The 23,868-nt window shown below is 37.4% G+C and carries 16 protein-coding genes; 14 read left to right on the top strand and 2 right to left on the bottom strand.

Features of this window, described 5'->3' with window-relative positions; genetic code table 11:
* Nucleotides 1–4: 4 nt before the first annotated feature.
* From ACO052_RS19660 to ACO052_RS19645, 4 genes are all read left to right on the top strand, one after another.
* Nucleotides 5–982, top strand: a complete 978-nt coding sequence (locus ACO052_RS19660) for a Gfo/Idh/MocA family protein (protein ID WP_422105510.1) — start codon at nt 5–7, stop codon at nt 980–982.
* 9 nt (nt 983–991) lie between these two features.
* Entirely contained in the window at nt 992–2,533 is a 1,542-nt protein-coding gene (locus ACO052_RS19655) for a sugar porter family MFS transporter (RefSeq protein ID WP_422105509.1), read from the top strand.
* A gap of 4 nt (nt 2,534–2,537) precedes the next feature.
* Nucleotides 2,538–4,115 (top strand): glycoside hydrolase family 43 protein, encoded by a 1,578-nt coding sequence (locus ACO052_RS19650; RefSeq protein ID WP_422105508.1) that lies wholly within the window; start codon nt 2,538–2,540, stop codon nt 4,113–4,115.
* Between the two features lie 81 nt (nt 4,116–4,196).
* On the top strand, nt 4,197–5,204 hold the full coding sequence (locus ACO052_RS19645; RefSeq protein ID WP_422105507.1) for an aldose epimerase family protein: 1,008 nt from the start codon (nt 4,197–4,199) through the stop codon (nt 5,202–5,204).
* On the opposite strand, the gene ACO052_RS19640 is transcribed toward ACO052_RS19645, so the two are convergent.
* Entirely contained in the window at nt 5,185–6,213 is a 1,029-nt protein-coding gene (locus tag ACO052_RS19640; RefSeq protein WP_422105506.1) for a LacI family DNA-binding transcriptional regulator, read from the bottom strand. The genes ACO052_RS19645 and ACO052_RS19640 overlap by 20 nt on opposite strands.
* Before the next feature lie 251 nt (nt 6,214–6,464).
* Entirely contained in the window at nt 6,465–8,105 is a 1,641-nt protein-coding gene (locus ACO052_RS19635; RefSeq protein ID WP_422105505.1) for a serine hydrolase domain-containing protein, read from the bottom strand.
* A 222-nt stretch (nt 8,106–8,327) separates the two neighbouring features.
* On the opposite strand from ACO052_RS19635, the gene ACO052_RS19630 reads away from it, so the two are divergent.
* The 10 genes from ACO052_RS19630 to ACO052_RS19585 all read left to right on the top strand — a co-directional run bounded on the left by ACO052_RS19630 (nt 8,328) and on the right by ACO052_RS19585 (nt 23,656).
* Entirely contained in the window at nt 8,328–9,461 is a 1,134-nt protein-coding gene (locus ACO052_RS19630; RefSeq protein ID WP_422105504.1) for a helix-turn-helix domain-containing protein, read from the top strand.
* 288 nt (nt 9,462–9,749) lie between these two features.
* Nucleotides 9,750–10,679 carry a polysaccharide lyase family 7 protein gene (locus ACO052_RS19625; protein WP_422105503.1) on the top strand — a complete coding sequence of 310 codons (930 nt, stop codon included), beginning with the start codon at nt 9,750–9,752 and terminating at the stop codon, nt 10,677–10,679.
* Nucleotides 10,680–10,703: 24 nt separating this feature from the next.
* Nucleotides 10,704–12,605: a T9SS type A sorting domain-containing protein gene (locus ACO052_RS19620; RefSeq protein ID WP_422105502.1), complete on the top strand. Its 1,902-nt coding sequence runs from the start codon at nt 10,704–10,706 to the stop codon at nt 12,603–12,605.
* A gap of 75 nt (nt 12,606–12,680) precedes the next feature.
* Nucleotides 12,681–14,999: a chondroitinase-B domain-containing protein gene (locus ACO052_RS19615; protein ID WP_422105501.1), complete on the top strand. Its 2,319-nt coding sequence runs from the start codon at nt 12,681–12,683 to the stop codon at nt 14,997–14,999.
* Between the two features lie 5 nt (nt 15,000–15,004).
* Nucleotides 15,005–16,006 (top strand): sugar kinase, encoded by a 1,002-nt coding sequence (locus tag ACO052_RS19610; protein ID WP_422105500.1) that lies wholly within the window; start codon nt 15,005–15,007, stop codon nt 16,004–16,006.
* Nucleotides 16,007–16,066: 60 nt separating this feature from the next.
* Nucleotides 16,067–17,110: a polysaccharide lyase family 7 protein gene (locus ACO052_RS19605; protein WP_422105499.1), complete on the top strand. Its 1,044-nt coding sequence runs from the start codon at nt 16,067–16,069 to the stop codon at nt 17,108–17,110.
* Nucleotides 17,111–17,130: 20 nt separating this feature from the next.
* Complete coding sequence (locus tag ACO052_RS19600) at nt 17,131–18,192, top strand: T9SS type A sorting domain-containing protein (protein ID WP_422105498.1); 1,062 nt, start codon at nt 17,131–17,133, stop codon at nt 18,190–18,192.
* Between the two features lie 214 nt (nt 18,193–18,406).
* Complete coding sequence (locus tag ACO052_RS19595; RefSeq protein WP_422105497.1) at nt 18,407–20,974, top strand: chondroitinase-B domain-containing protein; 2,568 nt, start codon at nt 18,407–18,409, stop codon at nt 20,972–20,974.
* Nucleotides 20,975–20,984: 10 nt separating this feature from the next.
* Nucleotides 20,985–23,261, top strand: a complete 2,277-nt coding sequence (locus tag ACO052_RS19590; RefSeq protein WP_422105496.1) for an alginate lyase family protein — start codon at nt 20,985–20,987, stop codon at nt 23,259–23,261.
* 20 nt (nt 23,262–23,281) lie between these two features.
* The gene (locus tag ACO052_RS19585) at nt 23,282–23,656 is read left to right on the top strand and encodes a cupin domain-containing protein (protein ID WP_422105495.1); all 375 of its coding nucleotides are present in this window, start codon (nt 23,282–23,284) and stop codon (nt 23,654–23,656) included.
* The last annotated feature ends 212 nt before the right edge of the window (nt 23,657–23,868 follow it).

Here is a 23,868-nt window from a genome sequence, read left to right as displayed (position 1 = left end):
GCGCATGTCGAAACAAATAAAATGGGGAATCGTCGGTCTGGGTAATATATCAGATCAGTTTGTAACTGATTTATGTATGGTAGATACCGCAGAAGTCTATGCGGTCGCTTCAAGAACACAGAACAAAGCTGATGCTTTTGCCAAAAAGTTTAGTGCAGAAAAAGCGTATGGCTCCTACGAAGACATTTTTAAAGATCCTCAAGTAGATATCATTTATATTGGAACACCCCATGACTCTCATGCCGAGTTGAGCATTAAGGCAATGACACATGGTAAGCACGTACTCTGTGAAAAACCAGTAGCTCTTAACTATGAACAAGCCTTAAAGATGGTCAATGCTTCCAAAGCGCACAAGAAGTTTTTTATGGAAGCCTTTTGGACACGTTTTAATCCGTCAGTTCAGGAAGCTCTATATCAAATTAGAAAAGGGGTCATAGGTAAAGTGAAATATATTAATGCGGATTTTGCGTTCTATGTACCGGTCACTGAAGGAAGTCGAATGACCAACAAAGAACTAGGCGGAGGCACTCTGTTGGATATGGGTGTTTATCCACTTTTTTTGTCTTATGTAGTGCTTGGTATGCCAAAAAAAGTATTAGCTTCCGCTAATTTTTATGCTTCCGGTTGTGACAAGCAAACAGCTATGATTTTACAGTACGATGATGCTCAAGCCGTGTTACATAGTAGTTTTGTATCCCCTTCTAATATGATGGCTACGATTAGTGGTGAAGCGGGTAGAATAAATTTGAATAGCGTTTGGCACGAAACACAATCCTATTCATTACTAAAAAACAATCATGTTGTAGATTACGCACACCCAACAAAAGGCAAGGGATTTACATATGAAATAGAAGAATGCCATCGCTGTATTCGAGAGCATAAGATTGAAAGCGATTTATGGTCGCATCAAGATAGTTTGAACCTTATTAGTATTGTAGATGAGGTAAGAAAGCAAATTGGTCTAAAATATCCATCTGAATAAATTAGATATATGAAGAAATCGTTATTTGTAGCATTCGTCGTCTCATTAGGGGGATTTTTATTTGGCTTTGACGCTGGAATTATCTCAGGCGTGATGTCTTATGCAGGACCAGAGTTTAACTTATCAGATGGTCAATTGGGTTGGGCTGTGAGTTCTCCTTCGTTTGCGTCTATGTTTGCGATGCTGGTTTCTGGGAGATTAAGCGATATCATCGGACGCAAAAGAATCCTGATAATGGTTGCATTTCTTTATGCATTATCAGCCATTCTCTCGGCCTATGCTACCTCATACGAAATGTTATACATCGCTAGAATGATTGGAGGCTTGGCATTTGGTGCGGCATTAATATTAGCGCCTACCTATATTGCAGAAATTTCGTCTGCAAAAAACCGAGGCCAACTCGTTTCCATCCAACAATTAAACATTGTACTTGGTTTTTTTGCCGCGTTTTTAAGCAACTATTTTTTTAATAAAGCGTTTACCTCTGGCGAAAGTACCTTTTTGACCGAAGCCAATGTTTGGCGTTGGATGCTTGGGGTAGAATTTCTTCCTGCTATACTTTATTTTATTCTGATGTTTTTTGTTCCGAAAAGTCCACGATGGCTATTTACTAAGAACAGGAGGGAAGAGGCAGTTCTAGTTTTAGAGAGCATGCATGGTGCGTCTTTAGCACAAGAGGAAGCCCATATGATTGTGGATAGCCTCGAAAAAAATAAGGCTGTTGAGGAAAACGTAAGATTAAAAGACCTGTTTAAGCCGGCTTTGAAATTTGTGATGATCGTAGGTTTAGTCATAGGAGTACTTCAGCAAATTACAGGGATTAATGCCATATATTTTTATGCTACTTCCATCTTTAAACAAACTGGGATTGGAACCGACGCTGCTTTTGCTTCAGGAATATTATTGAGTTTAACAACAGTTGCTTTTACGATTGTCGCGATGTTCCTCATCGATAGAATGGGAAGACGTCCATTAATGTTGGTGGGTGTAGGAGGAATCGCCTTGAGTTTATTGATATGTGCTTATGGTTTTAACCAAGCTACCTATAATTTATCATCTGAAAAAATCGCCCGATTTGAATTTAATGGAAAAGAAAAATTAGAAGGATTTTCAGGACAAACATTCAACAATGATTTAGAATTTAAAAATGCCATGAAGTCTGCACTTGGTAATCAAGTATATTCTAAAAATGAAGGTGTCATACTGGAGGCTGCAACATCGATGAATGCTGTTTTAGTACTCATAGGAATCTTAGGTTTTATTGCCTGTTTTGCCTTTTCATTAGGTCCAGTCATGTGGGTAATGCTGTCGGAATTATTTCCAAATATGTACAGAGGGTTGGCAATCGGTGTCATTGGCTTTGTCAATTCATTTGTTAGTTGGTTGGTACAGCAAGTATTTCCCTGGGAATTGTCTAACTTGGGTAATGCGATGAGTTTTTTCATATTCGGCGCCATTGCTTTGGTTGGCTTTTTTATAATGTTAAACATATTACCAGAGACCAAAGGCAAATCCTTGGAGGAAATTGAACAAGACTTGGTAAAAGCGTAGTAAAATGATTCAGAATCCAATATTAAAAGGCTTTAATCCAGACCCTTCTATATGTAGGGTAGGTGATGATTATTATATAGCGACTTCAACTTTCGAGTGGTTTCCTGGTGTACAAATACATCATTCTAAAGACTTAAAACACTGGAAACTTATTGCGCAACCTCTCAATCGAAAATCACAATTAGATATGAAAGGTGTGCCGGATTCATGTGGCGTTTGGGCCCCATGCTTATCATACAATAACGGCACATTCTATTTGGTTTATACCAACGTAAAATCGTTTGACGGTGTTTGGAAAGATACGCCGAACTATGTGGTGACTACTCAGGACATTCTTGGAGCATGGAGCGAACCTATTTACTTAAAATCTAGTGGTTTTGATGGTTCGTTTTTTCATGATGATGATAAGATTTGGTTTGTAAACATGATCGTGGATCATAGAGAAGGGAAATTTTTTGGGGGTATTGAATTACAGGAGTACTCCGAGCAAAATAAACAACTTGTTGGGGACACTTATTATCTGACTGAAGGGTCAGTATTCGGTAAAACGGAAGGGCCTCATATCTATAAAAGGCATAGCTATTATTATTTAATGTTGGCAGAAGGCGGTACAGAATACGGCCATGCAGAGACTATATTTCGTGCTAAGCAGATTACTGGGCCCTATGAGCCACACCCGGACAATCCTTTCTTGACCTGTTCATTACATCCTGAACATAAAATTCAAAAATCAGGGCATGCGTCTTTAGTCGAAACCCAACATGGAGACTGGTACATTACTTTTTTGTTGGGTAGGCCATTGACCGAATTAGGTAGATGTACATTGGGCAGAGAAACTGGTATTGAAGCGATAGAATGGAAAAACGATTGGCCCTATTTAAAGTCGGGGAGCGCACTTCCTCGATTAGAAATCCCAGAAAGTAATTTAAAGCCTCATGTATTTGACGCCTCAGATTCTAAATACGATTTTGATACTTCTGAATTACCCTTGGATTTTCAATCCTTACGTATACCGCTTAATGAAAATGTGCTAAGTTTAACGGAACGACCAGGTTATTTAAGATTAAAAGGCAAAGAATCGTTGAGTTCTACGCATACTCAGGCTCTGGTCGCAAGAAGGTTACAGCATTTTAAGGCCAGAATTACCACAGCAATAGATTTTGAACCCAAACGTTTTCAGCATTTAGCTGGCTTGATTTTATACTACAATACCGCACATTATCATTATTTGCATATTTCGGCCAATGATTTAGGGGAGAAGTGCCTATCTATTTTGTCCTGCGATAATTATAAACAGATGGAGAGTAAAGAACAAATCATAGTGCCGAGATCTTCAACCATTTACTTAAGGGCAGAGACGAATTGCGATAGATTACAATTTAGTTTTAGCCTGAATAATGACAACTTTCAAAATGTAGGTGAAGCATTAGACTTAAGCATTTTATCAGATGATTATGTCACCAATAATAGTGATCGCTATAGGCCAGCATTTACAGGTTGCTTTGTGGGTTTATGCTGCCAGGACTTAAGCAATAATACACGTCATGCCGATTTTGACTGGTTCGAATATTTACCACTTTGACAATGAAGCGACTTATCCAAGGCCTTTTAATCTTTTATCAAATAAGCTCTGCGCCTATTCTTAAATAAAAATTGATTTCAATTGATTGAGACTTCTACTTTCGTTAAAACCTTCACGATATCAAATTCCAATGGTATGGAATTGGAGGTATTAAATTATGGGGCTACCATAGTCGCTCTTAGAGTACCAGACAAATATGGCAATACAACCAATGTCACCGTTGGCTTTGACAATATTGAGGATTATTACCTTCCCAATACGAAAAAAAATGCTTTGTTTCTAGGAGCTTCTGTTGGAAGGTTTGCTGGTCGAATATCAAATGGTGGTATTACAATTAATAAGGTCTTTTATCCTTTACATTCCGAAGATAAGGTGCATCTGCACGGAGGAAAAGTAGGTTTTGATAAAAAGTACTGGGAATTAGCAGGTATCAATGAAGGGAAAAATCCTTGGATCAAACTTTCTTATCGTTCAGTACATTTAGAGGAGGGCTATCCAGGTAATCTCGACGTATCTGTAATTTACCAATTACTAGAAACAAATACTTTAAAGATAACCTACACGGCCACAACAGATAAAACGACGCATGTAAATTTAACGAACCACTCTTATTTCAATCTAAATGGCAAACATAGTATAAGGGATCATTCCCTTTTTGTAAATAGTGAAAGACATTTAGGCGTATTCCATAATTTAATTCCAAATGGCCATCTCAAAAAATCAAAAGGGACGCTATTCGATTTGACTCAATTAAAGACATTAGATTTTCTCGAATCTAAAGGGTTTGACGATACGTTTGTGCTTAAGGATAAATCTGAAGTAGCCGCAACATTGATATCGCCAACTTCAGGTATTAAAATGAATGTTTTTACGAACCAACCAGCTATAGTGATTTACACACCTAAAGCCTTTGATAAAAATATTGTATTTAAAAATGGGATGAGGTATACTCAGAATCCAGCCATATGTTTCGAAACCCAAAAAATGCCAGACGCACCAAATAAAAAAAGATTTGAATCTACGATTTTGGAGGCAGGTGACATATATACCAATGAAACCATGTTTCAGTTTAGTCGAGTCGCTTTGTAGTATCCCTTTCGATTAGACTCGTTTTTATAACCTTTGTAGTAAAGGGTATCTGGTCACTATCTTTGCTTTCTAAGCGATCAATGAGCATTTCTGCCGCAGTTTCACCAATGTACTTTCCGTGCTGACTTATAGTTGTAATTCGCGGTGTGACATATCGTGGTAATTTTCCGTTAGTAAAACAAATAATGGACATGTCTTCAGGGATTTTATAGCTCATTTTTTTTACGAGCTCTAATGACCGTACTGCAGAGCTTTCCTCTAAACATAGTAAGCCATCAATGGCTTTATCCGATAGAATAATCTTCATGGCGGTTTCAAAATCCTCATTCTTGCCAATTTTGACTATTAATTTATCATCTACAGCGATATTGAACTTTTGTAAAGCTTTCTTATAACCTTCTACTCTTAGCTTACCAACACTTAAATTGTCAATAACCGAAATCAAAGCGATTTTCTTACAACCCGTTAGGATTAAATGACGCGTAGCATTATAGGCGCCCTCTAAGTCATTTACGATGACCTTATCGCAGTCGATTTCTTCGGTGACCCGATCGAACATCACAATAGGGACACCTTCGTTAATGGCATTTTTAAAATGTTCGTACTGTTCTTTCGCTTGGGTTTCCTCAGCAATAGATAATATGAAACCATCGAGAGTTCCATTTTTTAAAAGCTCCATGGTCTTAACTTCCTTTTCGTAAGACTCATTCGAAATACACGATATAAGATTGTACCCTTTTTCATCAGCTTTTTTTTCTATACCAACAAAGGTCTTGGTAAAAAAACTGTTCATAATATTGGGTATAATAACACCAATGGTTTTTGTCTTTTTATTGAGGAGGCTTAGCGCAACGCTATTGGGTTTGTAATGTCGTTGCCTTGCGTATTCTTGAATTTTTTCCTTGGTCTTTGTGCTAATTTCATAGCTATCGTTTAAAGCCTTAGAAACAGTGGCAATAGAGACATTGAATTTATTGGCAATTTCTTTTAATGTGATACGCTTACTCATTTTTTACAACCTTGGATTGTACCTAATCTAATATACCAAAAATAGGACTAGCCTGTAGAAATCTTCGAAATTATTTTATCATTTGGAAACGGTCCAAAACGATTTGTAGTCGTGAGATAAATCCATTTTACTGATTTCTACGTCATGATTTAATACTAGATATAGTATTTGCGTAAATGGGTGTAGTCAGAATGCTCCAGCAACCTTTAAAGATTCAATATTTTACTAAATATAGAGCGCATTCAATTGCCTTATCCCTCATCGAGTATAGCCGGAAGAATATAATTAACCATCATCTTGTCAGCACTGACATGAGATCCGGGTTTATTATATGCCGAAGCCGTGATCACGACAACAACAGGGAGGTCCTTGAAAATTAAAATCTTATTACCGCCATTGCCGGTGCAAAAAGAAACTTCATAGTCCTTACCATTTACTGTGTATACACTATTCCAGAAGAGGTAACCGTAATAGCCATCTTCGATTCCGGCATTAGCTTGTGATACCTGTTTAGCCAAACTTTTGGCCACCCACGGTTCCGTTAGGATTTGTAGGCCTTTCCATTGGCCCTTGTTTTTATAAAGTTGCCCGTATTTTGCAAAATCAATCGCCCTGAGTTCTATACCTCCACCGGTATAGGCAATCTTTTGAGGCGTATAAAACCACTTGTAATTGGTAATGCCTAATGGGGCAAATAATTTTTTATCCGCATAGGCAACGAGTCCATCGGGAACTAAGTTATGCATAATATCGCCCAGTAAATTAACCCCCGCCGTAAAATACGTAAAATCCTTACCGATGACCTTACTGTCGTGCATGGGTAGATCCAAAGTAAACTTTACCCAATGATCAGAGGATTGCAATTTATCTTCAGTTCCTGGACTTTCATCATTCCAATCATTACCCAAAAATCCAGAACTCATGGTTAAAAGCGATTTTAGTGTCACGGAATCTTTTTTAACACTATAATTTTTATAGGATTCTAAATCATAGAAATCTTTTAAGAGCGCATCTTCGTTTTTTATAAAATGGTCTTCAATGGCAATGCCCATAATGGTAGAGGCAAATGATTTCCCTACAGATCTGGCATTGTGAAGACTGCTTCTTGTGGCACCATTGAAATATTCTTCTATTAAGAGCTCACCATTTTTTATCACCACAATACCATTGATGTCCTCAAATCTCCCTTCGGCTATCTTTCTATTGAGTGCTTCTATTTTTTTATGATTAAAATTAGCATTAGAAATTTCCCAACCACTGCCAGGTTGTATGTTCTGAACAGGAACTAGGGTTTCATCTATAATTATTTTGGGCACTTCTACGGCAATCGTTCCTTTTGCTAAAATCGGACCAACGTTTAGTGTTTCATTTCTTAAGTAAGGTCTTATTTCTATGCTTAGTGTATGGTTGCCTTCAGTAAATGCATCTAGTCCACCGTTAATTTTCATAAACCTTTGCCACATATACCAACCCCACCAATTGATACGCTCTGGTGCCACTAATGGAATAACTTGTTTAAGCTCCTCCGTTTTAAGGGGTCTAGTTCCCGCTCTAACATTTAGGTTTTCTGTATAAATTATGTTCTCATCGACAACAAATGAAAATTGAAAATTCCCTTTGCTTAATAAATCCTCTTCGGAAAGGTCAGGGGCCAATTCTCGAAGACTTTGTATCAGTGGTTGCTCTAAAGTAAAGACAATACTAAGGTAGCCGTCCTTATGCAAATTAAAGTTTTTTGAATAGGGTTCTGAGGAAATCTTAGCTTTTGTAAAGTCTACTTTAGAAAAATATAAATTCCCGATTTTGGTTGCTTCTGTATGTTTTGATTGACTATTGTTCTTACAAGATATGAATAGACAGATCATAAGAATCAATACATAATTTGATTTCATAGTGGTAAATAAATTTTTGTAAAGAAAACTTTTTTTCGTCATCAGATGCACCAAATTTGAGTATGAGATGTCCTAAACTATAGTCTCAGACTGTTTTTTAGTCTATGGATACATTAAAGGCAAGTTCTAGGGACATGAAATGTTAATCTTTTGAAGTGATAAAAAATATTACACTTATTTTTATGTTAGATTAAAACACACCTAGGATAAAATTTTAAGAGGATGAATCTGTCATTGTATGAGCTATTTCTGGTATTGATTATTGGTCAGTGTGTTTTTTTGATCTTCGCCATTCAATATATCCCTAAGAAGCATACCGGAGCTAACAGGATTATACAATACCTATTGGCCATTTATAGTCTTTTTCTATTGGAAAGAGCTATAGGAGCTGATTTGGATACCTACTTTTTGCGACGCTATAGCGGTTTTATTAATACCTTTTATCTTTTTATCGGACCTTTAGTTTACACCTATATTAGACGTTTACTTTTTTACAAGAATGGAAACTATCGGTTAGCATACTATCACTATGTACCAGCCCTACTGTTTTTAGGCTACTGCTTTTTCCATGTTTATATTTATCATTCCATAACAGATCTTCATCGTTACTTTACCACCTTATTGCTTTGGAACGATGCCGTTTTTTTCATCTCCATTTCGGCTTATTTATTCAAATCGTATCGACTACTGAATTACTATAAGAAACATGAAGAACAAGAACTATCTTTTAACCAAACCATTATAAAGTATATAGAGATCATGCTCATTTGCTTGTTGATCTATATGATTTTTTGGTTATTGGGCATGGTAGAGCGCTTTGTTGTTAAATTACCTATCGATATTGGAATGATCTGGGATATATCGTGCTTAATCTTTTGTATACAGATTTATATCGTAGGTTTTTATAACTTAAAACATCCAGAATTATTTAAAATACGTTTTCCCTCTAAGACTGAAAGCATACCTAAAAGAAAGAATGGACTTGGCGACAATGAAATACATAAGATTCAAAACCTCATTGATATATTCTTTAAGGAAAAAAAAGGCTATCGACGGCCAGAATTAAGCTTGTCAATTTTAGCAGATGAGATTCATACGACAACCAATAAATTATCATGGGTGCTCAATAACGTTTATAAAAAAACCTTTTATCAACTGGTCAATGAATATCGCGTTGCGGACTTTTCACAAAGAATCAACGAAAATGCGCATAAAGAGTTTACCTTAGTATCTATTGCATTTGAGGTTGGATTTAATTCTAAATCTACGTTTTATAAAGCGTTCAAAGAAATTACAAAGATGACGCCATCGGATTATATTAAGCACGTTGAAAACTCTAGTAAACGTATCGTTTAAAATAGCGATTGTATATGGGGTTTTTAGGGTTTATGAAATATAACACTATGAGATCCTGTAAATAGGGTTGTCCTCTAACTCATAATTCGTAGGTCGCAGATTCCCACTACACAAACCAAATAGCTTTGTGTTAGGCTTGTTTCTTGTCATTTAGCTTGAGATTATAGTCTAATAACTTACAGACGACCTTAAGCTTTTACCGACTAAAACTGTTAATTGTTTTATTGAGTTTGCATACTCAATATTTATTTCTATATTTGGTAAACCAATCTGGTTAACCAATTTAAAATGAAGATTAATCACATTCTGTTTTTTATGATATCGTTATTGGTCGTCAATTGTTCCGATAACCCAGAGTCAGATTCTCCCAATTCAAATGGGTCATCATCTATTGATGATACAAATGATAACCCCGATGACCCAGTAGATGCTAGCGTTTATGCAGATGTCGATTTTTCTAATTGGAAAGTCACCTTACCCGTCGATGAAGACAGTAATGGTAAGCCCGATGAGTACCAACCCAATCAATTGGATAATTATGGTTATCAGACACTAGCGCCTGTTCAGCCGTTTATGTATGATGATACGAGCGACCAATCCTTAGTGTTCTATTGTTTCCAAGGTGGTGCGACCACAACCAATAGTAGCTATCCAAGAACCGAATTAAGAGAATTAATCAATCCCAATAATTCAAAGGAAAACTGGACGCTTCTCGAAGGCGGTGAAATGATAGGCAGCCTAAAAGTTGATAGTGTATCGACCAATGACACGTCTAGTGATGATTATCATAAAGTCATAGTCATGCAAATTCATGGAATTATATCAGAAGAAGATATGGAGACCTATGATTTGAGTGGTAATAATGGTCCACCATTAATAAAAATCTATTGGAAAGACGGGTATGTATGGAGTCATAAAAAGTCATTAGCAAATGAATCAACATCAGGTTTTGATTTATACGATGTATACAATGGCACATGGACCGATGTCAAGGTCAATTTGGGTTATGTCGGCTATGATACGTTTGAGTTTAGAATTACAGCTTCTGATGCTAGAATAGAGGTGCAATTAAACGATAATGACCCTTATATCTATCAAGATATTAGCCTTGAAAAATGGCCTTTCGAGAACTACTTTAAAGCTGGTAACTACTTAACTTCTACAGATGAAAATGCCTTTTCTTATGTGAAGTATTTCAATTTAAATATAGCTCACTAAAAATAATAAACTAAATCAATTAATATGAAAACAAAATTACGCTTAGCAAAAGGATCAAGCATTTTTGTCAGTCTACTTTTGGTACTCTGTACAAATGTGGTCTTGAGTCAAAATCTCATGCAAAACCCGACCTGTGATGACCATGGTACAAGCTCGGGAAGTATGGGAAGTACAACCGATAATGCGGATGCTTATGACATGACACCAAATAATGAGATAAAGGACGAACTGGGTAATAACATTCCTAGTCCTTATCAGGCGGTTTGGGATAATGATGCCTTAGAAGACTGGCTAGAAATCTTTTACCTAGGCTCGGCTGGAAGTTTGGATGAACAGCCTGGATCTACCAGCAGTGGGAATAATGGCACACGAGGTGTTAAATTGTACGATGATGGCAATCCAGATCTTATGGGTGGTAGCTCGCGTCGCCTTTACCAAAAAGTCGAGGGGCTAACTATAGGTTTGGATTATACGTTTTCTGTAGAATCGCGTTCAGAAGCTATGGGAACACCATCAGAAGTATATTTGTTAAATACCGAAATTGCCGATGAACTGGGTATCAATGCCAATGGAGGCTCCGATTCCAGCGTCGATGGCTTTATGATGATTACCAATGATTTTGATGCTTGGACATCGAATTCCGTGACCTTTACGGCCACTAATACTTTTGTAGTAGTTTATGTGAGATCACTCGGTTCTATTGATGGATCTACCGAAGTGTTTTACGATAACTTTTCACTGGTTGAAGAAAGTGCTTCAATTACACCTCCAACCGTTGGACAAGTTATCGGTGAGTTCCCTGAAATGGACGGTGGTATGGAGAATCAAACGGCAGATACGACCATGAGCACGGCAGGTAGTTCGCAATCAGGTACAGCTTCGACCCAATGGACAGTATCGTCATCTAGTAATTCTTCAGTTAGGGAAATGACAGACGATCCTGCATTAGCCCGAACAGGAGATTTCTCAGCAGCATTTGCGGTTAATCTTGGTTCAAACAACGTGCGAATGCAATCGCCATCTCCAACAAGTCCTACGATTCAACCCGATACAGAATACACGGTACAATATTTCTATTCAGCACCTACAGATCCAGCTGATGATTTAGATGCAGGGATTTATTTAAACAATACCTCTGGTGGCGTCGCTGGCAATACCACTGATGTTACACCATTTGCAGCAGATACCTATACAAAAACATACCGGACTGTAACTTCAGGTTCCATTTTCAATGCGTCAAATTGGGCAGTTGCACGACTAGACGGTGATGATAACGGCTATACAGATACCGTTCGTATCGATGATTTTGTAACCTATGCAGGTCCCTATGATGATACAGCACCTAATGCGCCTACAGCCGGGACTTATGCGAATAATTCAGGCGTCGCTACTATTGGCTGGACCGCGCCTTCTGGTGGTGTTGATGGCGGTGGTTATGTAGTGTTTAAGTTTACAACAATGCCAAATGCAGATAATGATCCCAATCAAAATGGTATATATGAGTATGGTAATGTCAGCACCAATGGGACAGGAAGTTTAACAGGAACGGTGATCTATATTGGAACGGAGACCAGTTTTACGGATAATTATGCCGCGGGTAATTACTATAAAATATATGCCGCAGATAAAGCCTTTAATTATTCTGATGAAATAACTGTGTCTGATGCCACTTTAAGTACAATAGACCAACAGGTAAACACATTTAAATTATATCCGAATCCTGCAAGTACAGTATTACATATTGAGTCTAATCTTGACACTTCAGATTTAAGCGTTGAGATTTATAGCTTATTAGGTTCTAAAGTTATGACTGCAGAGTTTGGTACGTCTGGGGTTGATGTTTCTAAATTGACTAAAGGTTTATACTTAGTTAGAGTTATTTCAGATCATAAAGTAATGACCACAAGGAGAATTATAATTAAATAGTTATTTATTATTTATCTTAACCAAGGCCTTTTAGTTACTAAGAGGCTTTGGTTTTATTAATTAATTGTTATTAAAATGAGGAGCGTAGTATTTTTATTGGTAATGGTTTTAGGCCTTTATTCCTGTGAAAAACAGAATAATATAATTAAGGTTTCGGACCATGACGCGCTTTATAAGGCTTTAAAGGATAGTAAGCCAGGGCATCATATCATTTTGGCCAATGGAACCTATAAAGATATTACGATTAAATTTAGAAGTAAAGGTACCAAAGAAAACCCAATAGTTTTAAAAGCAGAGACACCTGGTAAGGTCTTTATAGAAGGGCAATCGTATCTAAAATTCGGTGGTGAATATTTGACCGTTGAAGGCCTACACTTCAAAAATGGCTTTTCGCCTTCAAATGCAGTAGTTGATTTTAAGATTAGCTATAAAGATACCTTGGACGAAATTGCCAATAACTGCAAACTGACCAATTGTGTCATTGAAGATTTTAATAAACTTAAACGCGACGATAGTGATTTATGGGTCCAATTTTGGGGCAGACATAATGAGTTGAGTCATTGCTACATTGCAGGAAAAACCAATAGAGGTCCCACCGTAAGAGTCAGTATTGCAGGTGTCGAAAGTATCAATAACTATCACAAAATAATCAATAATCACTTTGGACCAAGACCTGTTAAAGGTGGACCGAGTGGTGAAACCATTCAGTTAGGTGATAGTTTTACGTCCATGTCACCAAGTTATACCTTAGTAGCCAATAATTTGTTTGAAGCATGCAATGGTGAAGTCGAGGTGATTTCGAGCAAGACAAATTTCAATGAATTTAGAAATAACGTGTTTTACAAAAGCGAGGGGTCTCTCGTAACACGTCATGGTAATTACGCCACTATAGATGGCAATTATTTTATCGGGGATGGGGTTAATGAAAACTATGGAGGTATCCGAATCATTAATACGGGACATTGGGTTACCAATAATTATTTTTATGGTCTGAAGGGAAAGAGTTTTAGAAGTCCACTGGCGGTGATGAACGGTATTCCTAAATCACCTTTAAATCGCTATAACCAAGTCACGGATGTGGTCGTGGCATATAATACCTATGTTAATTGCAATGCGCCTTGGCAATTTGGTGTTGGTCAAAATTTGGCACAAGCCGATGTTTTACCAAAATCCGAAATCCGTTCGGCAAGAGCCATACGAACCACGGTGGCAAACAATATTGTATACAATGAAAAGGGATTAGAAACTATCGTTGTAGAAAATGATAAGGCCGATGGGGTATTATTCAAAAACAACATAATAGATAATCAAGGGTTGACCTTCAATAATTTTAATGGGGGGCTCATAGAAGCCGATTTGGTGTTAAACAAAATATCAGATGATATAACGTTGCCCACTGGAATTCCTTCAGACTTAAAACCCTACAAAGGCTTTGATTTTGAAACTATTGAAAATGACTTATTCGGACAGTCAAGAGTCGATAATAAAATTGGTGCAGTTACGAATTTAAATGCAACAAAGCCCAATATTTTAGATAAATCTAAATACGGAACCAGTTGGTATTCTAACGAAATAGAAGAAAAAGAACCGACAATTCATGCAGTTACTAATGCTGACGAGTTACGTACTAAAATTGCCGAAGCAGAACATGGTGATGTCATAGAATTGAAAGCCTATAGTTATAACATAGATGCTTCTTTGATTATTGATAAGAAAATAACGATTCAGCATGACGGTAAAACCAACGCTGTTATCAATTTTTCTGGATTAGAAAATACACCGCTTTTTGAATTGCATCCAAAGGGCAAGCTTACATTATTTAATGTCACTTTAAATGGTAACACGAGTAATTATGCATTTGCCAGTCTCAAAGAAAATATGTCTAACCATTTTGGGTTAATGGTTTCTAATTGCGAAATAAAAGATTTCAAGTATGCTTTAAAAGTTTATAAAGAATCTTTTGCGGAGCGTATTACGTTTCAAAATACGACTATCCTAGATTGTGAAAACGGTATAGAATTATCCGAAGAAACCAATGATAAAGGAGATTATAATACCGAGTATCTCACAATTAAGGAGTGTTCCTTTTATAATGTTTCAAAAAATGTGATTGACTATTATAGAGGGGGCTATGACGAATCGACTATCGGAGGAAATCTTTTGGTAGCCAACTCTAAGTTCACGAATTGTGGTGCTGAAGAAAAAAACCGAATGCTGTTAAACCACAGAGGTATTATAAATGTAAATATCACTAATAATACCTTCGAAAATAATCCTGTGGCGTTTGTAGCTATATTATGGGGTGCCAAAAATAATGTAGAATCTAATAACCAATTAATTAATTCAGGACACATTAAAACGGAGCAAAATCTAAAATTAAAATTGATGTATTAATAGTTATGCCTAAAAAAGTAATAACATTTGGTGAAGTCATGATGCGGTTATCTCCTCCTGGATATGAAAAATTCTCTCAGGCGTCTTCATTCGATTTGGTATATGGTGGAGGCGAGGCCAACGTAGGTATTTCATGTGCTTATCTCGGGATGAAGGCGGCTCATGTCACTCGTTTTCCTGATAATGCCTTAGGAAAAGCTGCTACGCAGTTCTTACGTCGACATTGGTTAAGTACAGAGCATGTAATTTATGGCGATGATATGATCGGAAAGTATTTTCTCGAAAAAGGTGCGGTGCACAGATCTAGTGAGGTGATTTATGAGCGAGAAGGGTCTGCATTCTCATTAATTGAACCCTCCATGATCAATTGGGAAGAGGTGCTTAAGGATGCCGATTGGTTTCATTGGACAGGGATTACCCCCGCAATTTCAGAAGGGGCTGCTAGATGTACTTTAGAAGCCATAAAAACAGCAAATAAATTAGGAATAACGGTTTCGGGCGATATTAATTCTCGAAGAAATATGTGGAAATATGGAAAGACCATGCAAGACGTTATACCTAAACTCGTAGAGCATTGCGATGTTGTGATAACAAGTAGTCGCGGCATTCGCGACATGTTTTCCATAGGTGAAGATGATGATAAATTCCAAGATTTGGCCAAGCAATTAATCAACCATTTTCCTAACATTAAGAACGTCGTAAAAAAAACAAGACGGATAATAAGTGCTTCGCACCACCAAATTCAGGGAAAAATGTGGAATAGGAAAGCGTACATTAAATCCAATATGCTTAATATAACCCATATTATCGATCGGGTAGGGACCGGTGATGCTTTTGCTGCGGGTCTTATTTACGGATTGTTGCATTATGATGATCAGCAGGCTATAGAATTTGCTTCGGCGGCTTGTGCCTTAAAGCATACGGTTCCGGGAGATGTAAATACGGTGTCACTTGAAAATGTCCAAGGCCTGTTGCAAGCTGAAACCGCCGGTGCTATTATAAGGTGATGTTATAAAACCATTGACATAAGCCTTGCAATTCATGCGAAATCCAAAACTCTACCAATTATGAAGTTTTCGAAAATGACAACCATAGTTCAATACGTTTTAGTGATAAGTTTCACACTATTTATAAGCAATTGTGCAGATAATACGAAGCGTTCCGATAAGGAGAATTCAAAGGCTGAAGTTTACCCAAGCGATGTCATTCCATTTATGGATAAATGGAAAATCCTATTAGGTGACGGAACGTATAAAGATGATTTAGTGGATTACCAAAAAGCCGATTATTTTTATGTTGAACATGAAGCAGGAACGGATTGGGTAGTCTACAAAACACCCAATGCAGGCGTAACATCAAGAACATCAAAAAATACGAGAACGGAATTAGGTGAAAAAGCACATTGGATACCCGAAACTGGTGGCAAATTAACGGGAACTGTGAAAGTGCAGCATGTCTCAACCACAGGCGATGCGACTGTTGCCTCGGCATTTTCGGTGGTTATTGGACAAATTCACAGCGACGAAGGTCATGAGAATGAGCCTTTAAAAATCTTCTATAAAAAATTCCCTGGACATAAAAAAGGCTCAGTCTTCTGGAACTATGAAATCAATACCAAAGGCGATAATTCTGGAAGGTGGGATTTTTCAACAGCAGTCTGGGGCTATGATTTTTCAGTGGTTGGCACAGAGGCAACAACCTATCCTGAGGAGCCTAAAGATGGTATTGCCTTAGGCGAAGAATTTAGTTATGAAGTAAATGTGTTCAAGGGCATTATGTATCTCACCTTTAGTAGTGAGGGACATGAAACCATAAAATTCACAAAAAGCTTAGTGACTTCAGATTTTCCGACCAAAGCAGATATTCCGCAACAGGTAATTGATGTGTATGCTTCAAGGAGGACGGTCAGCGAAGAAAGAGCCAATGCCTATGCCGGTGAAAAAAATTATTTTAAACAGGGTTGTTACAATCAGGCTAATGGAAAAAGTACAAAGTCACAAACCTACAATGGCGATATCGCTAAACAATATGCCAATGGAAGTTATGCAGAGGTATGGTTTAAAGCAGCTACTTTAGGATTAGGAACAAAGCCAAATAAAAACGAATATTAGCGAATTTAATCTGGTAAGATATGAGATGTTTTTGTGTGTTGAGCGCATTGCTTATGTTGATAAATGCAAACGGACAAGTGGTTTTAGATGCAGATGGCCCAGGAAATACGTATAGCTTAATTACATCGGTTTTGGCGCCAGGCTATAACCCTGTAGAAGTGCCCGACTGCGGCCATACAAGCTTTGGTGACCATATTGATGAAGTTTATGATACAGATTTAAACGCAAACGTTTTTCGCTTTCACATTCATGTCACACCAGATAATGATCGGTGTATCAATTTTGATAGACAGCGAAACGAAATAAAAACTTACGATCAGTCCCCAGATAATTTGCTTGGTGTGGTAGGTGAAAAAGTAATTTATAAGTGGAAATTCAAATTGTCAAGCGGATTTCAAACATCTCCAAATTTTACACATCTCCACCAATTAAAATCCGTAGGTGGTGCCTTATCGAGTATGCCAATGTATACACTTACGGTACGAAAAAGTAATCCAGATCGCTTGGAACTGCGGTATGCTGAAACGGACACACAAATCACATTAGCACAAACTGACTTATTGCCTTTAGTAGATGTATGGTTAGAAGTTACTGAGAAAATAGAATACGGAATTTCTGGAACTTATGAAATTACGATTCAAAACGTGAGCGATGGCTCTATTTTATTTTCCTACGCGACCACTAATATTGTGAATTGGAGGCCTGAAGCTGATTTTGTAAGACCAAAATGGGGTATTTATAGAAGTCTCATTAACGCGCAAGATCTTCGAGACGAAACAGTCCGTTTTGCAAATTTTAGTATTGAAGAAGTAGAATCCTTATCTCTTGAAACTGCCTCGTTGAACGATACCTTTGTTATTTTTCCAAATCCATCAAAAAACACCATAGCATTAAAAAATATACCGCAAGCAGCAACTAAGATAGTCCTGTACACTTTAGATGGTAGAAAAGTTATGGAGAAGGCCACTAAAAATGAGTTAGAACATGTACTTGACATTTCTGCTTTAAGCAAGGGAACTTACTTAGTTAAGCTGCTAGGCGATCAAGTACAGCAATCAAAATTAGTTGTAGTAACGGATTAAAAAAACCAAAACTTCCGAATGGAATATAAGGCCTAATACCATCATAAAGACTTATGAATTGGCCAGAATCGACAAATCGCTGTTAAGATTTTAATAGGTCTATAAAGCTTCCAGAGTTTACAATAAGCCACACATTATTCCATAGAATTTTTATACTTGAATTTTTATTGTATTTTTGGTAAACCAGATTGGTAAACCAATTTTATATTAAGAAATGAAAAAAATTACCTTTTATCTATTGTTGTTGTTTTTCATACCTATGTTAGGACAAACAACTTATAACATTAATAATCCAGAGGATTTAGAGAATAACACTTATGTGGCAGGTGACACCATTATATTAGAGAATGGTATTTATACTAGTGATGAGCGCATAGATTTTATTGGTAATGGTACGGCAGATAATCCCATTACGTTTAGGGCAGAAACACCTGGAGGTGTTATATTCACTGGTGGCTTACAAATGAATATAGGAGGCGACTATGTGGTTGTTGACGGTTTTCATTGGCAAGGCGGGTTTGGTGCCAGTAATTTTATTCAGTTTAGAAATGGCACAGACTATGCGAATCATAGTACCATTCAAAACTGTGTCATCGATGGTTTAGTCATACATCCGGACGATGTAGCTGATGATATCGCTAACAATTCCATCACAAAACACCGATGGATTGTACTATATGGCACTTACAATACGGTTATCAATTGTTCTTTTATGAATAAGGCAAGTGCGGGGGCACTGGTTTTAGCTGAATACCAATACAATGCGGAGAATGATCCTTGCTCCATAGTTGGTCATACCATTAGTAATAATTATTTCTATAATTATGAGAAAATTGATAATACGCTGAGTAATTCAGGAGATAGTGAGACCATTCGTATTGGTGCTAGTGGTGAACAAAATGTAAACAGTAATGTTACCGTAAGTAACAATTATTTTGTTGAAGCCGATGGTGAAAATGAAATTATCACGAATAAAAGCAAGGGTAATACATTTATCAATAATACGTTTAGACGCTGTAGAGGTTCTCTAGTGCTGCGTCACGGTTCTGATGCCACCGTTGATGGTAATTATTTTTTAGGAGAAAATATCGAGGGTACCGGAGGAATTAGAATTACCGATAGCAATCATGATATTACCAATAATTACATCCAAGATTGTATTACGGTGAATAGTCAGGCGAAATGGAATAACGGCATCACATTTTTAGGTGGTAATGACGCTAATGATGTGTCTTGTACATCTACTAATATGACCAATGGCTATCAGAAATCTGAAAATATCAACCTCTCTAATAATACAATAGTCAATACGAATGCGCCCTTGTTTTATAATATTGATAAAGGATCAACCGATCCGACAGGGACTGTTGCAGATAACTTAATTTATTTTTCGATGTCCAACCCAAATATATCAGATGTATTAACAGGCGATACTCCAACATCTTATATAGATCTCGGCACGACATTAAATTATCTAGGCAATGTCTACACAGGGACTGTTTTAGGAGAAACGAATTCCGGATTTACTGAAGAAGCAGCAATTATGGCGACAGCCGATGGTGAAATTTTTACATTTTCCGGAACAGGCGCTGCAGATAAGGGCGCTGATATGGGAACTTATGAACCGACCACAGATGCTATGGTTGGTTACGGCATAGGGGCTTGTTTTGTCGATCATTTAGGTGCTAGTATCATAGATGGCGATTGCACTATTGAAGTACCAGAGTCTTTGACTGTTGATACTTTACCCGAATTCACCTATGAAGCCGGAAGTAATGATGTTGCCGTATTTGCAAATGTTGGTTGGACGGCAGTGGCTAATGATGCATGGATATCCATTAATATAAACTCAGGTTCTGGTGACGCCATCATTACGGTATCAGTAACTGAAAATACCGATACAAATGCTAGAGCGGGAACGGTGACCTTTACTCAAAATCCTGGAGGCGATGATATTGTGAGAATCTTAGACGTTACTCAAGAAGGTGCAGATTTATCAGATCTATACAACCTTATAAATACAGGTTTGCCAGATGATCCTGTTAGTGTTCACTCGTTTTCTCAAGAGCAAGTCGAGCCTGCCAATAATAAGTTTAATTATGCCGTAAATACATTAGATAAAGATACAGACTCACATTGGACAGCTCAAGATGGTGCCCTATTGCCAGGAGATTACAAAGGTGATGGCGAATATATTATTTTCGACTTGGGTAATACTTATGATCTCGATTTAATACAAATCGCAACTGACGATAAGGATGACCCTTATGGATTGCAAGTATTAATTTCTACGAGTGGCACAGCCCCTTCAGATTTTACATTACTCTTGCCAACAACAGGGGACTTAATAATTACAACCACAACTGGTGTGGATGATGCTTTCGATCAATATGAAGTTATGGCCAATGCACGCTATGTAAAGTTAATAGGTTACGGGAGATTTAATAGCGCGGGAGATACCAGAGTAAGTCCTTGGAATAATATTACAGAAGTAGAATTTTTTGGTAACCAGAGTCTGTCAGTAAGTGACTTTGATTTACAAAACAGCATATCACTTTACCCTGTTCCAGCTAAGCATAAGTTGTATGTTAAAGACATCAATGCGCAGGTAGAACAAATCCAGATCTATAGTATTGAAGGAAGAAAAGTTCTTGAACAAACCATGGAAATGGCATCAGGAGAACTTATTATTGATACCTCCATGTTGATTAATGGCACTTATATTGTAAATCTTATGAGCAGTCGGCAAGTCATTTCAAAAATGATTGTAATTTCCAATTAAATTTATTGAAATGACAAGATATAGCGCAAGGCTAAAAATACTGCTGATCATGACGTTGACAGTGCTGTTTTCATGTAAACAAGAAAGCACGGCGAAAACAGAATATCATGCTGATGGTGACCTATCTCAGGAACACCCCAAACTTATACTTACGGCTAAGGGCGTTAAGGCCATTAGAGCACGGCTAGGTTCAATACCAATTTTCGATAGGTCTTTAGAAAAGGTGAAAGCAGAAGTGGATTCTGAAATCGAAAAGGGGATTGATGTGCCGATTCCCAAAGATTATTCAGGAGGCTATACACACGTCACGCATAAGCGCAATTGGTTTACATTACAAAAGGCGGGTTTGCTCTACCAAATTTTGGATGATGAGAAATACGCCAAATATGTCAAAGACATGCTGATGGCCTATGAAGCCCTATATAAGACCTTACCGCTGCATCCAAAAACACGATCCTATGCTAGAGGCAAATTATTTTGGCAATGCTTAAATGACGCCAACTGGTTGGTTTATGTAAGTCAGGCTTACGATTGCATTTATGATTATTTAACGCAAGAAGAGCGCGAGAAGCTCGAAACAAATTTGTTTAGACCATTTGCGGATCACATTTCGGTAGATAGTCCACAATTCTATCAAAGAGTTCATAATCATAGCACCTGGGGAAATGCGGCCGTTGGCATGATTGGTTTAGTAATGAACGATGAAGCATTAATTGATCGCGCTTTATACGGCATTAAGGATTTAGAACTAGATGCCAACAAGAAAGATGATGATGGCGGGTTTTTAAACGCCAATGGAAAAGCGGGTTTTTTGGCCAATATCGAAGAGCCATTTTCACCTGACGGATATTATAATGAAGGCCCCTATTACCAACGTTACGCTATGTACCCATTTTTAATTTTTGCAACAGGATTACACAATGTAAAACCAGAACTTAAGATTTTTGAATATAAAGAAGGGGTACTTTTGAAATCCATAAACGCACTCCTCAACCTATCTGATGCCGAAGGGGAATTCTTTCCACTTAACGATGGCCAAAAAGGAATGTCCTATTATAATGGGGCCTTAGTAACAGCTGTTGATGTGTCCTTTCATTACGGTGACCAGGATCCAGGCTTGTTAAGCATCGCTAAACAACAAGATCGGGTGTTATTAGATGATTCTGGCTTGGCAGTGGCACTGGGGATTAAAGAAGGAAACGAAAAACCATTTGCAAAAACATCAATTAACCTATCAGATGGGTCCGACGGAAAACAAGGAGGTGTTGGTATTTTAAGACAAGACGACCTAGAATTAGTCTTTAAATATGCGAGTCAGGGCTCAAGTCATGGACATTACGATAAGCTGTCATTTTCCTTCTATGAAAACGGTGAGGAAGTGATTCAGGATTATGGGTTGGTCCGTTATGTAAATATTGAGCAAAAAGGTGGCGGAAACTATCTAAAAGAAAACACAACTTGGGCAAAGCAAACTATAGCGCATAATACCTTAATACAGAATGAGAGGTCTCACTTCAATGCAAAGTATGATATAGGAAGTCAGTTTCATTCCGATCTCAATTATTTTTCTTTTGATCCTAAGGATATACAGGTTGTAAGTGCCGCAGAAAGCAATGCCTATCCCGGTACCGAAATGCTCCGAACGATGGCCTTAATTAAAGACGAAGCCTTAGAAAAACCTTATGTACTCGATATCATGAAGGTGACCTCCGATAAGGCCGATCAGTATGATTTGCCCTATTACTATTTTGGGCAAATATTGCAGACTAATTTTGAATATAAAACAAAAGAAGTTTTAAAGCCTTTAGGAACAAAAAACGGCTATCAGCATTTATATCTTGAGGCAACGGCAAAAGCCCGCGATGATAATTCTAAGTTCTCTTGGTTTAATAATAACAAATTTTATACGTTAACCACGTCTACAAGTCATAAGGATGAATTGCTTTTTGCTAGAATAGGAGCAAATGATCCGGACTTTAATTTACGTCGTGATCCAGCCTTAATACTAAGGCGAAACGATACCAAAAACACATGTTTTGTTTCAGTAATTGAAGCACATGGACGTTATAGTCCTGTTTCGGAGTCTGCAGAGAATTCTAAGAGTAGTATAGCAGAACTCCAAGTCATTTTCGATAATGAGGCCTATACGGCAGTCGCAATTACAACGATAAGTGGTACTACCAAAATATTTATAACATCCAACAATAATGCGTCTGTTGATGCAATACATGATCTAAGTATTAATGGATCATCTTACAGTTGGACAGGACCCTATTATTTTAAATAAAGCAAACAAATAATAAAATTATGAAACGATTTAGTGAAAAGTACATCCTCACAAAGGATATGGAATGGGAAGAACTTGGTGGCGGTGTATCGAGAAAGTTCTTAGGTTATGATAATCAGATAATGATGGTACAAGTAAAGTTTGATAAAGGCGCCTTGGGCGCGCCGCACCAACATTTCCATACACAAGCGACCTATTGTGTTTCTGGGAAGTTCGAATTTGAAATTGACGGCGTAAAGCAAATCGTAAATGCTGGTGATGGGGTATATATAGAACCTAATTTATGGCATAGCGCACTGTGTTTGGAAGAAGGTATGTTGATTGATACGTTCAGTCCCGTGAGAGAAGACTTTTTAAGCGGTGATACGGTTGCCTATTTTGGTGATAAAACCTGATAAGTGTACGCCTAATCCCATTATTTGCCTCCTTAACAAAGCAATATTAACTTCTGGATATATCCAAAACCTCGGTAAAAACCGAGGTTTTTTTGATATGAACTATACTATATTAATCGTTTTATATGCACCATTATCATTTTATTTGAAAAAAACACTTTGAGTTAACATTTTTTTATATATATTTGGTTGACCAGTTTGGTTAACCAATT

Source organism: Winogradskyella sp., from assembly GCF_965228925.1.
In the GTDB taxonomy this organism is placed as follows: domain Bacteria; phylum Bacteroidota; class Bacteroidia; order Flavobacteriales; family Flavobacteriaceae; genus Winogradskyella.
The sequence above is the reverse complement of the archived record's forward strand: the minus strand, read 5'-3'. Positions and strand labels throughout refer to the sequence as shown.

What these genes read in the sequence shown, in the direction of transcription:
- ACO052_RS19610 (WP_422105500.1), top strand. Translation starts at nt 15,005, where the DNA reads ATGCCTAAAAAAGTAATAACATTTGGTGAAGTCATGATGCGGTTATCT.
- ACO052_RS19600 (WP_422105498.1), top strand. Translation starts at nt 17,131, where the DNA reads ATGAGATGTTTTTGTGTGTTGAGCGCATTGCTTATGTTGATAAATGCA.
- ACO052_RS19640 (WP_422105506.1), bottom strand. Translation starts at nt 6,213, where the DNA reads ATGAGTAAGCGTATCACATTAAAAGAAATTGCCAATAAATTCAATGTC.
- ACO052_RS19605 (WP_422105499.1), top strand. Translation starts at nt 16,067, where the DNA reads ATGAAGTTTTCGAAAATGACAACCATAGTTCAATACGTTTTAGTGATA.
- ACO052_RS19650 (WP_422105508.1), top strand. Translation starts at nt 2,538, where the DNA reads ATGATTCAGAATCCAATATTAAAAGGCTTTAATCCAGACCCTTCTATA.
- ACO052_RS19585 (WP_422105495.1), top strand. Translation starts at nt 23,282, where the DNA reads ATGAAACGATTTAGTGAAAAGTACATCCTCACAAAGGATATGGAATGG.
- ACO052_RS19630 (WP_422105504.1), top strand. Translation starts at nt 8,328, where the DNA reads ATGAATCTGTCATTGTATGAGCTATTTCTGGTATTGATTATTGGTCAG.
- ACO052_RS19635 (WP_422105505.1), bottom strand. Translation starts at nt 8,105, where the DNA reads ATGAAATCAAATTATGTATTGATTCTTATGATCTGTCTATTCATATCT.
- ACO052_RS19625 (WP_422105503.1), top strand. Translation starts at nt 9,750, where the DNA reads ATGAAGATTAATCACATTCTGTTTTTTATGATATCGTTATTGGTCGTC.
- ACO052_RS19655 (WP_422105509.1), top strand. Translation starts at nt 992, where the DNA reads ATGAAGAAATCGTTATTTGTAGCATTCGTCGTCTCATTAGGGGGATTT.
- ACO052_RS19595 (WP_422105497.1), top strand. Translation starts at nt 18,407, where the DNA reads ATGAAAAAAATTACCTTTTATCTATTGTTGTTGTTTTTCATACCTATG.
- ACO052_RS19615 (WP_422105501.1), top strand. Translation starts at nt 12,681, where the DNA reads ATGAGGAGCGTAGTATTTTTATTGGTAATGGTTTTAGGCCTTTATTCC.
- ACO052_RS19660 (WP_422105510.1), top strand. Translation starts at nt 5, where the DNA reads ATGTCGAAACAAATAAAATGGGGAATCGTCGGTCTGGGTAATATATCA.
- ACO052_RS19620 (WP_422105502.1), top strand. Translation starts at nt 10,704, where the DNA reads ATGAAAACAAAATTACGCTTAGCAAAAGGATCAAGCATTTTTGTCAGT.
- ACO052_RS19590 (WP_422105496.1), top strand. Translation starts at nt 20,985, where the DNA reads ATGACAAGATATAGCGCAAGGCTAAAAATACTGCTGATCATGACGTTG.